Origin of the sequence: Labilibacter marinus (assembly GCF_001659685.2) — a bacterium.
GTDB classification, from domain to species: domain Bacteria; phylum Bacteroidota; class Bacteroidia; order Bacteroidales; family Marinilabiliaceae; genus Saccharicrinis; species Saccharicrinis marinus.
In genome coordinates this window covers 1-17,634 of record NZ_LXYE02000035.1, presented here as the reverse complement: position 1 = coordinate 17,634, position 17,634 = coordinate 1, and the positions used below count along the sequence as shown (strand labels likewise).

At 37.9% G+C, this 17,634-nt stretch carries 10 protein-coding genes; all 10 read left to right on the top strand.

The features are described 5' to 3' along the window. The first annotated feature begins 212 nt into the window (after nt 1-212). The 10 genes from A8L32_RS14545 (at nt 213) to A8L32_RS14500 (ending at nt 16,965) form a co-directional block, all read left to right on the top strand. Nucleotides 213-2,780 (top strand): T9SS type A sorting domain-containing protein, encoded by a 2,568-nt coding sequence (locus A8L32_RS14545; RefSeq protein WP_083631351.1) that lies wholly within the window; start codon nt 213-215, stop codon nt 2,778-2,780. Between the two features lie 171 nt (nt 2,781-2,951). Further along, nucleotides 2,952-5,351 carry a glycoside hydrolase family 2 TIM barrel-domain containing protein gene (locus A8L32_RS14540; protein ID WP_158027250.1) on the top strand — a complete coding sequence of 800 codons (2,400 nt, stop codon included), beginning with the start codon at nt 2,952-2,954 and terminating at the stop codon, nt 5,349-5,351. A gap of 65 nt (nt 5,352-5,416) precedes the next feature. Continuing rightward, a complete protein-coding gene (locus A8L32_RS14535) occupies nt 5,417-7,018 on the top strand; it encodes an alpha-L-fucosidase (RefSeq protein ID WP_075590820.1) in 1,602 nt (533 codons plus the stop codon). Between the two features lie 367 nt (nt 7,019-7,385). After that, nucleotides 7,386-10,019 carry a glycoside hydrolase family 2 protein gene (locus tag A8L32_RS14530; protein ID WP_075590819.1) on the top strand — a complete coding sequence of 878 codons (2,634 nt, stop codon included), beginning with the start codon at nt 7,386-7,388 and terminating at the stop codon, nt 10,017-10,019. Nucleotides 10,020-10,168: 149 nt separating this feature from the next. After that, nucleotides 10,169-11,755 carry a putative Ig domain-containing protein gene (locus A8L32_RS14525; RefSeq protein WP_075590818.1) on the top strand — a complete coding sequence of 529 codons (1,587 nt, stop codon included), beginning with the start codon at nt 10,169-10,171 and terminating at the stop codon, nt 11,753-11,755. 147 nt (nt 11,756-11,902) lie between these two features. Beyond that, nucleotides 11,903-14,332, top strand: coding sequence for a DUF4982 domain-containing protein (locus tag A8L32_RS14520; RefSeq protein ID WP_075590817.1), 2,430 nt, complete (start codon nt 11,903-11,905; stop codon nt 14,330-14,332). 439 nt (nt 14,333-14,771) lie between these two features. After that, entirely contained in the window at nt 14,772-15,134 is a 363-nt protein-coding gene (locus tag A8L32_RS14515; protein ID WP_143525117.1) for a hypothetical protein, read from the top strand. Between the two features lie 6 nt (nt 15,135-15,140). Further along, the gene (locus tag A8L32_RS14510) at nt 15,141-15,530 is read left to right on the top strand and encodes a hypothetical protein (protein WP_075590815.1); all 390 of its coding nucleotides are present in this window, start codon (nt 15,141-15,143) and stop codon (nt 15,528-15,530) included. 212 nt (nt 15,531-15,742) lie between these two features. Next, nucleotides 15,743-16,294, top strand: a complete 552-nt coding sequence (locus tag A8L32_RS14505; RefSeq protein WP_143525116.1) for a hypothetical protein — start codon at nt 15,743-15,745, stop codon at nt 16,292-16,294. Nucleotides 16,295-16,380: 86 nt separating this feature from the next. Next, nucleotides 16,381-16,965: a hypothetical protein gene (locus tag A8L32_RS14500; RefSeq protein WP_075590813.1), complete on the top strand. Its 585-nt coding sequence runs from the start codon at nt 16,381-16,383 to the stop codon at nt 16,963-16,965. Nucleotides 16,966-17,634 lie beyond the last annotated feature (669 nt).

Below are 17,634 nucleotides of genomic sequence, written 5' to 3'. Positions count from 1 at the left end.
TGTTGTAAGTTAAGGGTTAGTGTGTTTTTGTTTTGAGCATTGTTAGGTAATGAAATTAATGTGATAGGACTCCTGAAATAAAGAAAAGACTGTTGAGGACATTTGAAATAGGATAAATTATCCTGCGGTACTTTTTATTTATTCTGATACAATTCATTATTGTGGCTTTTTAATTAATTGCCATTCGATAATTAAAACTAAATATATCTGGAATGAATAATCTACGAATAACAATGTTAGTAGTTTTTGTTACCTGCTCTTTAATATTACAGGGACAAACACTAAAGGAAAAAGCTCAAGCAAAAATCAATACTCTTGAAACCCTAATAACAGAGTGTGAGTTGCAAGGTATTGATGCATTAAAAGAAAAAATGACCGTTAGAACAGCGGAGGTGTTTTTAGATTTTGCAGACTGGGATGAGTCTCATCAAACGGAGAATATTGATGCGTTTAAGCTCGTTAAAATATATAAAGATACAGCAGCCAAGGCAGCAGAGTTTTTGCCAGACTTTGAAAGACGAGAAGTCATCGTTATGTTAGATGATGCAATAGCTTACCTAACAAAATTAAAGGAAGGCATTTATACAAGAAAAGTAATTCCGAATTTAGATTGGTCGCAGGTTTCACATGAAGGTGATCAGTTAACATTTAATGGTAGGCCTTGTTTTACGGCTGATTATACCTGGAAACCAGCAACGGCTAAGTTAACCGAATTCCATGGAAATGAGGATGGATTTTATATTGACCAAAACAAAGTAAGTAATGTTAATGGTGATATTAATGCAGGAACCTGGAATGCGATAAATGCAAAGCCATCAGGAACCGTTGGTTTTATTTTTATCGGAAATAAAAATGTACCGCAATGGGCAGAAGATGAGTATGGTCCAGGTTTTAGAATGAGAGAGAATACATATACTGGGTATGATATTGATAATCCTGGAGCAAGAGATATTCAAGGTAAACTATTAAGAAAAATAGTTCCAGTTGCTGCTGGCAAAAAATATAGCGAGTTAGGGTATATGTTATGTAACGAGCCTCATTTTTACACCACTAAAAGTAAAGATACCGATAATGAAGATGACTGGGATTGGGCAAGCGGTCCAGTTTCAGATTATACAATTGATAAGTTTAAAATTTGGCTAAAAGATAAGCATGGGGATATAGCCGAATTAAATTCGCATTGGGGAACCAGTTTTGCTTCATTTGATGACGTAAGTATTGATATCCCAATTTATACGGGTTTAATAGGATCTCCGAAGTGGTACGATTGGGTTAAGTTTAATAGAGTTAGAGTAACACAATGGTATAGTGATGTAAAAGATACCATTCAAAAATATGATGCCGATGCTAAAGTTCATCTTAAAATAATGCCTAACCTTTGGACAGATAATAAACGAGGTCACGGAATTGATATGGAGGCGTTAACCGAATTGAGCGAGATAATAGGAAATGATTCTGGTTCGGAAAATGCACCTATGTGGGGAGAGCCGCATGAGTGGCAAGAACATTATGCCTTTGATTGGAGAGAGTTATATATGGGATTTGATTTTTATAAATCGGTAAGCCCCGAAAAGATTTCATATAATACAGAAACACATTATTTGTCTACAGGAAGATCACGTGATTTATTTCAAGACCCTTTATATGCAAGGGCTACCTTTTGGGCAGCAGCTACGCATGGCTTAAATGCCAATCAAATTTGGGTTTGGGGAAGATTAGAGGATGGTTCAATTAAAAACAACGTTGGAAATGGTTATGCTGGATCTAACAATCAACAGCCACGTATTATCAATGAGGTGCACTCTGTTCATATGGACTTAAACTCATATTCCGAAGAGATTACGGCAATGCAACGTCAGCGAAAACCTATCAGAATTTTTCATTCAGAAACATCGGCCATTAATAAGGCTAAGCACATGGATGACGTGTTTGAATTATATGAGCACTTAAATTTTGAAGGAGTGCCTATAGGTTTTGCTACAAAAAACATTATTACAAACCAGCAGTATGATACTTGGGATGTTATTTTGGTATATAAAACACAATTTGTTACCCAGGATGAACTGGATGCCTTACAGTCGTATTTAAATGGAGGAGGTACTGTAATAACTGATAATGCAAGTCTGGCAAAGAATGAATACAGTCAATCTTTAGGAAGTTTAACAGCTGGAGTAGGAACAATTATTAATGCCAATACATTAGAGGAGATGCATAAAAAAGCCTTTGAGTTAGTAGAGGCTAAAGGATTAATGCCAGCGGTAAGTGTAACGGAAACAAATGGCATTTATAAAAAAGGATGCGCATGGAAATGTATTAAAAACCAGGACGGTAATGATGTATTGTCTATTGTTAATCTAGGTAAAACCGATGCTAAACTAAATATTGTATTAAAGGATGCTTTTGTTGGTACAGCTTGTTTTGATTTACTCAATGGAGTTAAAGTGAGTAACCAGCCTACACTTAAACCTAACGAGGTTTATTTTATAGAAATTAAGGATGAAGAAGGTTTAGGGATTTTTGGACCTTCCGCTGGTCTTCAGACTGATATGGCTTCGTTATTTCCAAATCCATCTAACGGAAGGTTTAATATTAAGTTTTATGAATTTCAGAATGCAATAGAATTAAGCGTTTTTAATATGTCAGGGCAAACGGTATTAAACAAAGAATACAAGAGCGTGGATACAGTGCGAGTTGACATGGGAGACTTTCCGAAAGGGAATTATTTAGTGAAAGTATTTTCCGGAGAACTCTATCAAAGTTTTATGCATAGCAAACTATAGTTTATATAGTCTATTTCCAAAGTTACCTGTAAGGGAGGCGAAATCGCCTCCTTTTTAATTTTTCCTATTCTTTTAATGTACGCTCAGGTTCCTTTAAATGACTCAGAGGTAAAAATAAATTGTAATTATTTCCCTATTTGCATAGGGAAAATATCTACAAAAAAATAAATGATGAAGATGAAATTATCTGTCAGTTTTATAGTAATAATTCTTTTAAGCAGTTTAGCTCTTCAGGCTCAAAATACAGAACAAGAAGTTAGAATTAAAAAGAATTTTAACGAAGGATGGAAATTTAAGCTCGACGATCATCGTGATTATTGCGATAAGGCATTTAATGATGAGGAATGGCGAGCGCTTACTTTGCCTCACGACTGGAGTGTGGAGGCCGAATTCAATAAGGACCATTCTGGTAGAAATGCTTTTTTACCAGGAGGAATAGCTTGGTATCGTAAAACCTTTGAGGTAAAAGAAGATCTTTCCAGCAAGCATGTTGAACTCCAGTTTGATGGCATATATAAAAATGCAAGCATTTGGTTGAATAATCATCATGTAGGAACGCAAAGAGATGGATTTACCAGTTTCTATTACGATATCTCTGAGTTATTAATAGTAGGAGAAAACACCTTGGCAGTTCGAGTTGATAATTTCATTCAACCTAATTGTAGATGGTATACTGGTTCTGGAATATACCGAAATGTTTGGCTAACAATTACCGAAAATACGCACGTAGCTAACTGGGGTACGTACATCACAACACCAGAAGTAAGTAAAGAAAAGGCTTTAGTGAAGGTAGCTACCAGTATTGAGAACTTTGATGAGGCCAAAGAGATTGAGGTGGAGGCTACAGTTTATGATGCCTCAGATAATATAGTAGCCATGGAGAAGAGTGTGGTTAAAGCACTACGTTATCGTTCGGTTGAGGTGCTTCAAGAATTTGAGATAGAAACGCCCATGTTATGGGATTTAACAACAGCTAATCAGTATAAACTTATTACGAAACTTAAATGTAATGGTGAGTATACAGATGTGTATGAGTCAAAATTTGGAATAAGAACATTAAAGTTTGATGCAGAAAAGGGATTTTTCTTAAATGGTAAGGGTGTAAAGATGAAAGGTGTTTGTTTACACCATGATGCAGGCCCTTTAGGAGGAGCTGTACCTATTGAAGTTTGGGAAAATCGTTTGAGCTTGTTAAAAGATATGGGCTGTAATGCCATTCGTACGGCGCATAATCCAGTATCTCCTGAATTTTTAGACTTATGTGATGAGATGGGTTTTTTAGTGATGAATGAGTTTGTAGATAAATGGACGAATCAATATCGATCAAGCACCGATCAAGCTTTTGCATATTATAAAGAGCCTTTTGCCGATCCAAATTATGATGTGGAATGGCAACGAAATTTCGAAACTACTATCAAAAGAGATAGAAACCATCCATCAGTTATTTTCTGGAGTGTTGGTAACGAGAACTTTTCTCCAGGTACAGGTGAGCAAAAAAATGGATTACGCAGGTATGCATCTTTTGTGCGTGATTTAGATCCAACACGTCCAGTTATTTCTGGTATGGAGAGAGGGAAGGATATGCCAGTGCAGGATAAAGTAAATGCGATTATAGAAACGTGTAAATACATGGATGTAATTGCGCTTAATTATGGCGAGCAATGGTGTAAATTAATTAGCGAACAAAAACCAGGAATGCCTTATGTGAGTACCGAGAGTTATACCTATTTTAATAGCGAACTAGAAAAGCGCTTTGCCAATATTGAGCGCAGTCCTTGGCTTGATGTAATGGACAATGAAAGCAACATGGGACTGTTCTTGTGGGTTGGTTTAGATTACTTGGGCGAGTCACGCACTTTTCCTAAAACAGGAACCAATGCTGGTTTAATTGATATGGGAGGATTTCGTAAGAATAGTTCGTACTTGTACGAAGCTTTTTGGAGCGAAAAGCCTATGGTACATATGGAGGTGTATGATGGAGATGCGGATGACTTTTCAACTTCTGGACGATGGGGATGGCCGCCAATGAGCACCAATTGGAATCATAATGCAGGAACTCAATTAGATTTGGTAACCTATACAAATTGTGAATCGGTTAATCTTTACCTCAACGGAAAATTACTAGGAAATAAAAAACTAGCTGAGTTCAATAATTGGATTATGAAGTGGAAGCAAGTAGCTTTTAAAGCTGGTACTTTAACTGCCAAAGGGGTTGTAGATGGTAAAGAAGTTTGCGAGCATAGTTTAAAAACAGCTGGAGAAACTAAAAAAATAAAAGAAAAGGTAATCCATAATAATGATATTGTGCGAGTTGAACTTCAGCTTTCAGATAAAAAAGGCACTAGTGTGATTCATATTGAAAAGGAGTTGGGTTTTGCGCTAGAAGGGCCTTGCGAAATAATAGGTATCCATAATGGAGATATGGCTTGTATTACTCCTTTTAAAAATCATGAAAATAGAATTACCCATCAAGGAAAATGTGCGGTACTTATTAAAATAAATCAGCCTGAATCAGAATGTAAGTTGATCGTTTCTGCCGAAGGGGTGAAAACTAAAATAGTGAAGTTGTAAAGTGTTGGTTATTTAATTTTTGACAGGATTATCCTAATTATAAATAGATTTTTAACCTATAATAAATGATGGCAAAATTTACATTATTAGCATTCATATTAATGCTAACACTTCAATTAAAAGCGCAACAAAAATACACAAGCGATTGGGAATCCTTACAAAATTACGAAGCACCAGAATGGTACGAAGATGCCAAGCTTGGCTTTTGGGTACACTGGGGAGTATATTCGGTTCCAGCCTTTAAAGGCAGTCATGCTGCAGAATGGTATGGGCGCTGGATGTATTGTCAAAAAGGCCAGAGTAGCAGAGATAACCAAGGATTGGCAACTCATCTGCACCACAATAAAAAGTACGGAGCGCCAGATCAATTTGGGTATAAAGATTTTATTCCCATGTTTAAGGCAGAGAATTTTAATGCCGACGAGTGGGCTGATTTATGCGTAAAAGGTGGAGCAAAGTTTTTTACCATGATGGGAGCTCATCACGATGCTTTTTGCTTGTGGGATACCAAATTAAGCAAATGGAATTCGGTTAATATGGGGCCCAAGCGTGATTTAGTTGGAGAAATGGCCAAAGCAGCTCGAACCAAAGGATTAAAGTTTGGAGTCTCCAATCACACGGCCTGGAATTACAGCTTTTTTCAGTGGAATCATATTAACCGTTACGATGCGATTAATCCAGAGTATCAGGATTTGTATGGCAATCCAATCGTTCAACCCAGTGCCGATACCATTAGAATCTATCAGGGAGAAGAACGTAAAACGTGGATTCCTCGCTCACGTGGCGCAGTGCAGCCCTCCCAAAGGGATATGGATCGTTGGTTAGCCCGTACCAAAGAGTTGGCCGATATGTATAAACCCGATTTGTATTATTTCGATTGGGGTTTTAACCCAAAAATATGGGAGTCGCGCAAGCAAGAGTTTGGTTCGTTTTATTATAATAATGCCATCGAAGCAGGAAAAGGAGAGGTGGGGAATCCTAACGTGGTTTTAAACTATAAGGGTTGGGCTACATGGAAAGAAGGTGCAGCCGTGCGTGATTTTGAGCGTGGCGGAATGAAAGATATTGCTCCGATGGTATGGCAAACCGATGATTGTGTTTACGATGATCATAATTGGGGATTTGTAGAAGGTACGCCTATTAAACCAACTAATTTAATTGTGGATCAGCTAATGGATATTATTAGTAAACGAGGGGTGTTGATGCTCTCTTTTGCGCCTAAGGCAGATGGAACTTTTCCTGAGGAGCAAAAAACAATGATGTACGAGTTAGGTGCTTGGTTAAAAGTGTGTGGAGAAGCAGTGTATGCAACTCGTCCGTATGAAATATTTGGTCAGGTAGGAGATAAGTGGGGTGAGAAAAATGAAACAGGTCATAAGATGTATACGGCCACAAGTGAAGATGTCCGTTTTACCAGAAATAAAGAAAATACCGTTTTATATGCCACAATTTTAAAATGGCCACAAGATGGAAAAGTAGTGATAGAGTCCTTATCTGATATCGATCTAAAGGATTTAAAATCGATGAAGTTAGTAGGAGGAAAGGGTAAAGTAAGTTATAAAAAAACGGACAATGGGCTGCAACTTCAATTGCCTAAGAAACCAAACTATGGATACGCCTATCCTATAAAAATGACATTTAAAGAAAGTATACCATCGCTTAAATAAACGACTAAGATTATTGGTTTGGCTCCAGAGGGAGTCAACCACAATAAGGTTTATTTGATGATGCACGAGGAATATATCCATTCCCGTGCATTTATTTTTTAATGAAATATCGATAAAAAAAAAGGGTAAAAAAGGAGTCGTCCATATTCTTGTGTTTTTAAACTACATGCTCCCAAGGGTACAGTTGTTAAAGGAAAAATAACAAAAGGAAAAGTTGAAGACATGGACGAGTTTCCAGCAAACCGTAAAAAAGATATAATAATAAGATAAAACTGGCATGAAAAATCGGCATCCAATTTTTGCACAAACTAGGATGATTAGATTTTTTTAAGAGCTCTATATGGCCATTGGAATAAAAAATTAAGCTATGAAACACAACGTACAATTATCATTTAAGATGGTTATTGCCCTATTAGTAATGTGGGCAATACAGGAAAATAAATTAAACTCACAAAACTTTTCAACTGCTGGTTTTTACGAAGTAAAAGATGGTGCTCGAAAAGTGTACAACTTTAATCAGGGATGGCGTTTTTATAAAGGAGACGCAAAAGGGGCTGAGGCGTTTGAATTTGACGACAGCCAGTGGGAGGCTGCAAACCTACCTCATGGTCTGGAGATATTACCTGAAAATGCTAGTGGGGGTAGAAATTATCAGGGGATTGCCTGGTATCGAAAAAAGTTTGAAGTGCCGAATATAGATCAACGAACGCTGATGTATTTTGAGGGCGTAATGGGAAAAGCGGAACTGTGGGTAAATGGTAAAAAGGTAACAGAGCATTTTGGAGGTTACCTTCCTTTTGCGGCAGATATTACTGAATTAATAAATAAGGAAGGAGCTAATTTTGTGGCGGTAAAAGCAGATAATAGCGATAGTAAACTATATCCGCCTGGGAAGATACAAGGAGGTCTGGATTTTACCTATTTTGGAGGTATTTATCGCGATGCTTTTTTAATTCAAACATCGAATGTGTGTGTAACGCTACCAGAATTAAGTTCAAGGGTTGCTGGTGGAGGTGTTTTTGTAGCTACGCTTGATGTGGATGGTAAAAACGCAAAGATGATTGCACGCACAGAGATAAAAAACAATGCTTCAACAACGCAAAATATCGTGGTAAAATCCACCTTAGAAAACGCTGAGCAAAAAGCATTACAATCATTCACTCAAAAAGCAAAAGTAAAAGCAGGAGCTTCGTTTCAGTTAGAGAAAAAGTTTGAAGCTAAAAATGTTCACCTATGGCATCCCGATGATCCTTATCTTCATTATCTGAAAACTGAAATTATCGTAAATGGCAAAGTGGTAGATGAACTACGTACTCGTGTTGGTATTCGTTTGTTTCAGATGAGGGGTTCAAAAGGGCTTTTTGTCAATAAGGAGCCTTACAAGGAAAAAATCATTGGCTGTAACCGCCATCAGGATTATACTTTTGTTGGAAATGCTTTGCCCAATTCAGGACAGTGGCGCGATGTAAAGCTTTTGCGCGAGGGTGGAAGTAGAATCATTAGAGTAGGTCATTATCCGCAGGATCCAGCTTTTTATGATGCTTGCGATGAGTTGGGTATGTTTACCACCACAGCCAATCCTGGTTGGCACTTTTATAATAATGAACAGCCAATTTTTGAGCAGCGTTTATATGAGGATACGCGCAACCTTGTGCGTGCAGGAAGAAATTATGCATCTATTTTAATGTGGGAAACAGCTTTGAACGAAACGCCATATCAGCCGGGGCATGCTATGAATAATATGCACAAAGCCGCACACGAAGAGTTTCCTTTTCCGGGAATGTATACCGTTACCGATTATCACGAAGCTGTAAAGGGTGGTTTGGATATGCACTATCATGGTCATGATTCAACCGTGTGTTCTTTTAATAGGGAATATGGCGATGGAGGTGAGGTGGATAACTGGCACTCGCAAAATGCTACCACACGTGTTAAAATTGAATGGGGCGAAAAAGCTATGCTTGAGCAAGCTTTGATTCAGGCAGAAGTGCTGAATAACCGTTATCCTACGCCTACCTTTCGTATTGGAGGAGCAAAGTGGGCTGGTATCGACCATCAGCGTGGTTATCATCCCGATCCGTTTTGGGGTGGTTTTTTAAATGGCTTACGCATTCCAAAGTATGTGTATCACCTGTATAAAAGTCAATACGATATCAATTATAAGGTTTCCGGAATTAAAACGGGGCCTATGATGTATGTATGCCACGAACTAACACAAGTTTCGCCATCGGATGTAGTAGTTTTTAGTAATTGCGACGAAATACGTATTACCTGGTTAGATGAAGTGCTAAGCACCCAAAAGCCAAGTACCGATTCTAAATATAGTAGTTTACCTCATCCTCCATTTATTTTTAAAAATGTGTTTGATTTTGGTGTTATTAAAACGGAATGGCGTAATAAAATACCTGAGGTAAAAATGATTGTTGAAGGTTTAATAGACGGTCAGGTTGTTTTAAGAGAAGAAAGAGATTATCCTGAGCAATCTGTGGGTTTAGCTTTGAGCGTTTCGGATGAAGGCATGTCCTTAACGGCAGGTGGATCTGATTTTATACCAGTACGAGCAACGGTGGTTGATGGAAAAGGAAATAAAAAAGTATTGGCCTCGGAGTATGTATTATTTCAAGTGGAGGGGCCGGCAGAAATAATAGGAGGGAATGCCAATCAGGGTAATCCAATAAAAACTGAATTTGGTGTAGCTACCGCTCTTATTCGGGCTACCGGCGAGGCGGGTGAAATAAAGGTGACAGCCCATAGTAATGGCTTAAAATCTGGAGAAGTTATTTTTAGTTCATTCGCATGTAAGGATAAAGTATTGTTGGATAAAAGGTATGCCGAAACATCTATGAAGCCATCTGCCGAAACCTCTGTAATTATTCAAAAAGAACGTAGCGATTTGCCGATGGATGTGCAGGAACTTCAAAAGGAAGTTAAGCAGTTGCGATTAGATATTGTTGGTAAAGAGCAGGAGGTGATGGAGCTAAGAAGTCGGCTGAAGAAGTAAGGCGATAAGAAAATTGCTTAGGCTTTGCTTTAATAAGTTGTGAGCAGTAAATATTTTGTTTGAAATAACGCAGAGGCATTAAAAATTTACGGACGAATAAGTACAGGAACGGCCTGGATGGTATTTTGCAGGATAATAAAAAATATAATATGAACCAACTAAGAGCCATCGCATCGCTAATAGTTATTACACTACTATTTGCTGGATGTACCAAGACAACAAAAATATACAACCCAAGCAGAGGAGAAGGGATGTATGTGTTGACCCCTAAAGAGAAAAAAGAACCTAAAATTCATGGAGCTTCCGTGTTTGGTGTTCGACCTAATTCTCCGTTTTTATATACCATACCAGCTACTGGAGAAAAGCCTTTAAAGTTTATGGCGGAAGGTTTGCCCGAAGGTATCTCGGTAAACGAAAAAACAGGAGTTATTTCGGGAAAGATAACAGCTGCAGAAAAGAAGGATTATAGCATTCTTTTTAAGGTGAGCAATGCCCTAGGGCAAGCAGAGAGAAGCTTTAAAATTAAGGTAGGAGATGAAATATGTTTAACACCTCCATTGGGTTGGAACTCGTGGAATTGTTGGTCGCATAACGTGAGTCAAAAAAATGTACTGGCATCGGCGAAAGCCATGGTAGATAAAGGCCTAAAAGATTATGGCTGGACCTACATGAATATTGATGATGTGTGGCAAGGAGAGCGTGGAGGAGAATATAATGCCATTCAGGCTAATCCAGAAACCTTTCCGAATATGAAAGAGATGTGTGATGAGATTCATGCCATGGGATTAAAAGTAGGTATTTACTCAACACCTTGGGTAGTGAGTTATGGCGGTTATATAGGCGGTTCGAGCGATTATAAAGATGGCTGTTGGACTAAAGCTATGGTAGCTGATAAAAAAACAAAGCAAGCGAACCAGCGAATTGCTGAATATACTTTTGATACGGAAGATGCCAAGCAATGGGCAGAATGGGGTATTGATTACCTAAAGTACGACTGGAACCCCAATGAGCCAGCAAGTACCATACGTATGGCAGATGCACTTAAGGCAAGCGGTCGTGATATTGTGTATTCGCTTTCAAATACGGCGCCGCTTCCACATGCCAAGTTATTTGGGCAGCATGTAAATTGTTTTCGTACAGCGGGTGACTTAAAAGATCGTTGGAATCAGGACGGACCACATTTAAATATTCGTGAGCAATGGGTGTTGCATCGCAATTGGATGGAGTCTGGTTTTAGAGGCGGACCGGGTCATTTTCCCGATCCTGACATGTTGGTAGTGGGCCACGTAGCACCAGTAGGTAAAGATATTGAGCCCAAGTCATCCCGCTTAACGGCCGATGAGCAATATAGTCATATCTCCTTATGGAGTTTATGGTCGGCGCCCTTACTTATAGGAGCTCCCATTGAGTTAATGGATGAGTTTACGGTTAAATTATTAACCAATAGCGAGGTGTTGGCTATTCAACAAGACGAAAAAGCAATCCCTGCCAAATCCATCTTACGTTCAGATTTATATGAGATATTTATGAAGGATCTGGCAGACGGAAGCAAAGCCATTGGTTTGTTTAATATTAAAGATGAGGACCAGGTGATTACTTTAGATTGGAAGATAGCGGGATTAGAAGGTGAGAAGCAATTACGTGATATCTGGCGTCATCAAGATATGGGCACATTTACCGATAGCTTTTCTGCCAATGTACCACCTCATGGTGTGGTTTTAGTAAAAATTAAATAAATTGGGCTATATAGCTAAGTGAGCCACCTCAGGGCAAGCCTAGAGGTATTAAACCGTTTGGCGGCACTAATAAATATGTTTTAAGCAGAAAGGGTTTTCGGGATGGAAACTCTTCTGTTGTTTATAGGATTAATTTAAAATAAGGATATGGTAAAAAAAGTATGCTTAGGGTTATTTGTTGCATTAACGACTTTGGTGGGTGCACAAACGCGTTCTGTCATCACTTTATCGGATAACTGGAAATTTTATAAAGGAGATGTAAAAGGAGCAGAGGAAGTGGATTTCGAAGATAAAAAATGGTCAACAGTTTCTGTGCCTCACGATTGGGCTATTTATGGCCCTTTTGATAAAGAAGTAGATAAACAAACCGTTAGAATAGTTCAGAACCAAGAGAAAAAAGCGACCGAAAAATACGGTAGAACAGGAGCTTTACCGCATGTTGGAGTGGCCTGGTATCGCACTGATTTTACGGTTTCGGAATATGAGCAAGGTAAAAAAGTGCTGTTGTCGTTTGATGGCGCCATGAGCAATGCGCAAGTGTTTGTTAATGGTACAAAAGTAGGATACAACCCATATGGTTATAGCTATTTTTACTTTGATATCACGGATCACTTAAATACTGAGGGGAAAAATACCTTAGCCGTCCGACTCGAAAATCCTTCTAAAGCATCGCGCTGGTATCCTGGTGCAGGTTTGTATCGTAAGGTGCAACTGGAGGTGAAAAATCAGTTTTGCTTTACCAAGTGGGGGACTTTTATTACCACGCCTTTTATAGATGCCGAGCAAGCGCAAGTAAATATTAAAACGGAAGTGACAGGTGAGGATGTAGAGGTAGAAACCATCATTAAAAACATGCAGGGTAAAGTGGTGGCAAAGCATTCATCTAGCCAGCGTTTTGGTGATGCGTTAGAGCAAAATATCGCCGTTAAAAACCCGCAGCTGTGGAGTACAGAAACGCCTGTGTTATATACGGCTGAATTAAATCTTTATCAGAATAAAAAGTTAGTGGATGCTCAAAGCATTCGATTTGGAATCCGTTCTATCTCTTATTCGGCCGAAAAAGGTTTTCAGTTAAATGGCAAAACCACCAAGTTTAAAGGTGTGTGTTTGCATCACGATTTGGGTCCATTAGGTGCTGCGGTTAATGTGGCAGCTTTGCGTCGTCAGCTTACTATTATGAAAGATATGGGCTGTAATGCCATCCGCTCGGCGCATAATATGCCATCGTTTGAGCAATTGGAACTGGCCGATGAAATGGGCTTTTTGTTTTTGGCGGAGAGCTTTGATGAATGGGCTAAACCAAAAGTTGAAAATGGTTATAACCTGTATTTTGAGGAGTGGGCAGAAAAGGATGTGGTTAGTTTGGTTAGGGCTACGCGTAATCATCCGAGTATTGTTATGTGGAGTTCGGGTAATGAAGTGCCCGATCAGCACGGAAGTGTAGGGGTAAAGAGAGCCAAGTGGCTGCAGGATATTTTTCATAGAGAAGATCCTACGCGACCTGTTACAGTGGGTATGGATCAGGTTAAAGCGGTTATGGAAAGCGGATTTGGTTCTATCACCGATGTGCCGGGCTTAAATTACCGAGTGCACCTGTACGAAGAGGCCTACGACAAATTTCCGCAAGGGTTTTTATTGGGTTCCGAAACGGCTTCAACCATATCCTCCAGAGGTAAATATAAATTCCCTGTTGAGTTTACAAATATGAAGCGTTATGCGGATAACCAATGTTGTTCGTACGATTTTGGCCGTTGTAATTGGAGTAATGTGCCAGACGATGATTTTGTTTTGCAAGATGATAAGGATTGGGTGATTGGCGAATTTGTTTGGACAGGTTTTGATTATCTGGGCGAGCCAACGCCGTACGATCGTCAATGGCCAAGCCGTAGCTCGTATTTTGGTATTTGCGACTTAGCGGGCTTGCCTAAGGATAGATTCTATCTGTACAGAAGTCGTTGGAATACCGAAGATGAAACTTTACATATTTTGCCCCACTGGAATTGGGAAGGCCGCGAAGGGGAAACAACACCAGTTTTTGTATATACCAATTACGATAGTGCCGAGCTTTTTGTCAATGGAAAAAGTCAAGGGGTACAAAAGAAAAGCCACCAAAGCAATCAGCATCGTTATCGTTTAATGTGGATGGATGTAAAATACGAGCCGGGTAGCATTAAAGTGGTGGCCTTTGATAAAGAAGGAAAAGCAGTGGCCGAAAAAGAAGTGCATACAGCCAGTGCACCGTACCAATTAAAGTTATCGGCAGATAGAGAAACCATACAAGCCGATGGCGAAGATTTAAGTTACGTAACGGTTACGGTAGTGGATAAAGACGGTAATGTATGTCCGAATGCAGACCATCAGTTAAACTTTAAAGTATCGGGGCAAGGAACATATAAAGCAGCTTGTAATGGCGATGCATCATCCTTAGAAATGTTTCACCAACCCACCATGAAAGCCTTTAGCGGAAAGCTAGTGGTGTTGGTGCAATCGTTAAACGAGGCGGGCGAAATAACGCTTAAAGTTTCAGGAAAAGGACTAAAAGCAGCTAGCTTAAAACTACATACCACGGAAAAGTAATAGCGTCTTTTGCGAACAAAAAAGCGACCTTATAATAAAGTCGCTCACATATATAATTTAAAACAAGGGTTGAAGCTATTCAACCCTTGTTTTGTTTAGTGGGTTTTATCAATTATGGGTTAATATCTATAATAAGTGCAGGATAAATAACTGGAAGCTAGTAATACAGCGGTTTTGGAGGTGTTTTTAATGGTAAACATGACAGGTTAACCGGTTTAACTGGTGTTTTAGTTGGTAAATATGACGGGTTGGCTGGTTTAGGTGACAGGTTAGCCGGTTTTGTGCCCGGGTAAATAAAAACAAAAAAGGCTTATTTAGAATATTTATTGATATGAAATAATCTATATGATTAGTAGTGTAAAATATTATTTTTAGGAGCGATAAAAGAGAAATAACAACACCTTAGGTGTATTTACTGGGGAGTTGGCAACAACTATAAATGCATTACGCAAGAAAAAATGATAATATAAAAATGCAAAAAGAGGAAGTTAGCACAACCAAGAAGGTATTTACAATAATCTTGGCAATTTGTTTATTTTCAGCAATGGGGACTGGATTTTATCTTAGCAGAAAAGAAAATAAAGAAATTGATAACAATCTGAAGACAATGAAAGGAGTTGTTATTGATGTGTATTCCCAAAGCTCACGAGGTGAAACATGTGTTTATGAAATTAACATTAAAGGAATTAAATACCAGAATCATGAAGCTTTAGGAAAGCATAGAATTAATATTGGAGATAGTGTTTTCGTTGAGTACTCATCAAAGAATCCTGAGTACAGTAGAATAAATTTTGAAAAATGACATAGCATGAAACTAAACTGTATTGAAATCTCAATAAACAATGAAGAGTTAGGCTGTCAAGTAACTTTCTCTGAAAAAAGGAGCTTAGGAGAAAAGGCTGCTAATATGTCGGTTCAAGAAATCATTGATTCAACAGGTAAGTATTTGTTAATTCAAAGGTCATATGCAGACTATGAAGATGAAAACGAATATGTTTATTATGAAACTCACGATGGGAATTTTGCTGGTGAACTCGTTGATTATGAAATTACATTGTCAAAACAATGCTTAGAACTGGACCAAACAGAAGGAAAAATTATAGTTTCGATAAGTCCGACCGCTAAAGAATATAGAGAACTAAAGAAGACTCTTCCATTGCTGGTAAACAAATCTGGGAAGCTAATAATAAATGAATAGAAAATAGCAGTTGCCAACACGCTAGTATAAAGCATATGGCGTTCGTAGCTTTTAGGAAGTGTAGTTCTCGAATTGAACACCGCCAAATCTTTGATTTGGCTTTAGAAATGAAAAGATAAAAACAAATAAAAGATTTGGCTCAGTGCAGATTGGAATGTTTGGTTCGTTAAATCGCCAAACGCTTCATCTAGCCAAACGTTAGTAACTATAGAATGAAGAATGTAATAATTATAGTAATAGCCTTGACTTGTTTATTCTCTTGCAAGAATAATGGGAACTACATGTTTGAATCTAAGAAATTTTTAAAACAGGTTGTTGGCGAATTAAGTGACAGTTCGTGTACTTTTATGACACACTCATATGGTGCATTCTCGACTCCAATGGTGACTGCAGAACAACTAGAAAAAGATTTGGCACCATACTTTGGAGATAATGTATGGACACGAATAAAAGTACAGCGTGATCTCAGTAAGTCGTTCGAAAATGACATTGAAGTTTTTAGGAATCAGGTAGCAATTAGTGAGTTCAATAATTTTAAGAAGGAATTGAAAAGCAAAGACCTTTCTTTCTGGAATGAATTGGCGGAAAAGTATGGTTGCATGAAAGGATATTCTATTCCAATATTTACAGACAATTTTGAATATGCTTTCGTTTATGAATATGCGCTAGCAGGACCTCTTAGTGGGGTGGGTTCATGTCGTATTTATCGACAGGAAAATAAAAAATGGATTTTAATAAAGACATTTAATGAATGGGTAAGTTAAAAACTACAGTTGCAAATAAAAGCTAATACTCAGCTATCGCACGACTATATCAAATGATACAGTAATTTAACCATTACAACTAACTTATGGATCCAGAAGAATTTTTAAATTTCATCAAGAAATCCGATCGCGAATTAAAAGAAGCGATGGCCATAGAAAAGGCTTTTAAGAAAAAGCTTTCGGAGGAGCTCTTTAGGTTTGTATTTGAGTATTATCCAGAATTTGAAGTTTATCGTACTAAGGTATCGGCTGAGTTAAAGGATAAGTGTGCATATTGCTCTGCTCGCATGTTAGATATGCTTTCAAACGTTATTTCTAGTCAAAAGGACAATACGCCTTTTAAGGAGGGTAGTAGAGCGCCCAAGGTAAAAACAAGAGCAGAAAGCGAAAAGGAGCTTCAGGCCTTTATAGCTCAAATAAACGAAATTAAAGGCGACTTTGAAGCAGACATAGCTTATGCTGAAGAAATACATTGGGAAGATTATGAGGAAGAAATAAAACATCAACGGTTTAAAAAAGAATTGCACGATAAAGCAAAAGAAATACTGGTTGAGTTTTACGAAGAAGATGTGTTGGCTTTAGAGGCCGATTATTTAAGAATGTTAGATAGCTACACTTACAGTTTAGCAATACATGTACTTATTGAAGCTGTATATGATATGATGGTATGAAGAAGATGATATTGTTTAAATAGCTTTTTGCACGATTATATTAAGGAGAGTAGGAGCCATATTGCCACGCAAGCTAATGTGGTTATCAAAAGTATTTTCAGAAGCATACGACCAAACTTAGCTAGTGTTATTGTATAAGTAGAGATGCTTTCTGCTTTAAGGCATTTAGTCATCTCACCGAAAAAACTATCGTATTCAGCAATAAATTCAGATGACTTGCATGGTGTAATTTGTATTTTTCTCCCAGTATTCAAATATAAAATCATCACTTGTCTTCCTATTCCATTGCTCATGAATTGACCAATCGAATGTTGGTAATATTTAATTTCTTTAAAGCTAAATAGCTGTTCGTTAATTTGTATGGTGCTGGTTTCTGTATTTATTTCAATATCCAATAGTTTCCAAAAAAGAGGCTTTCGAACTAAATATAGGAGGAAAATAAATAAGGTAGTTAGTAAAGCAGGGTAGTGAATATTACCGAATAGGATGATTAAAAATAGGTATAAGAATATACATATTATAATGGCTAATACTAGGTGCAAAGGGTTTTTGATAATGTGAAACTTGAAATTCATTGTTGGTGATGTATAGGTTTGGTATTAAAGTTTAATTGCTTCTTAATTGGGGTTCTGAAGATACAAAAAAGCTTGAAAAACGTTTGCTTGGTAA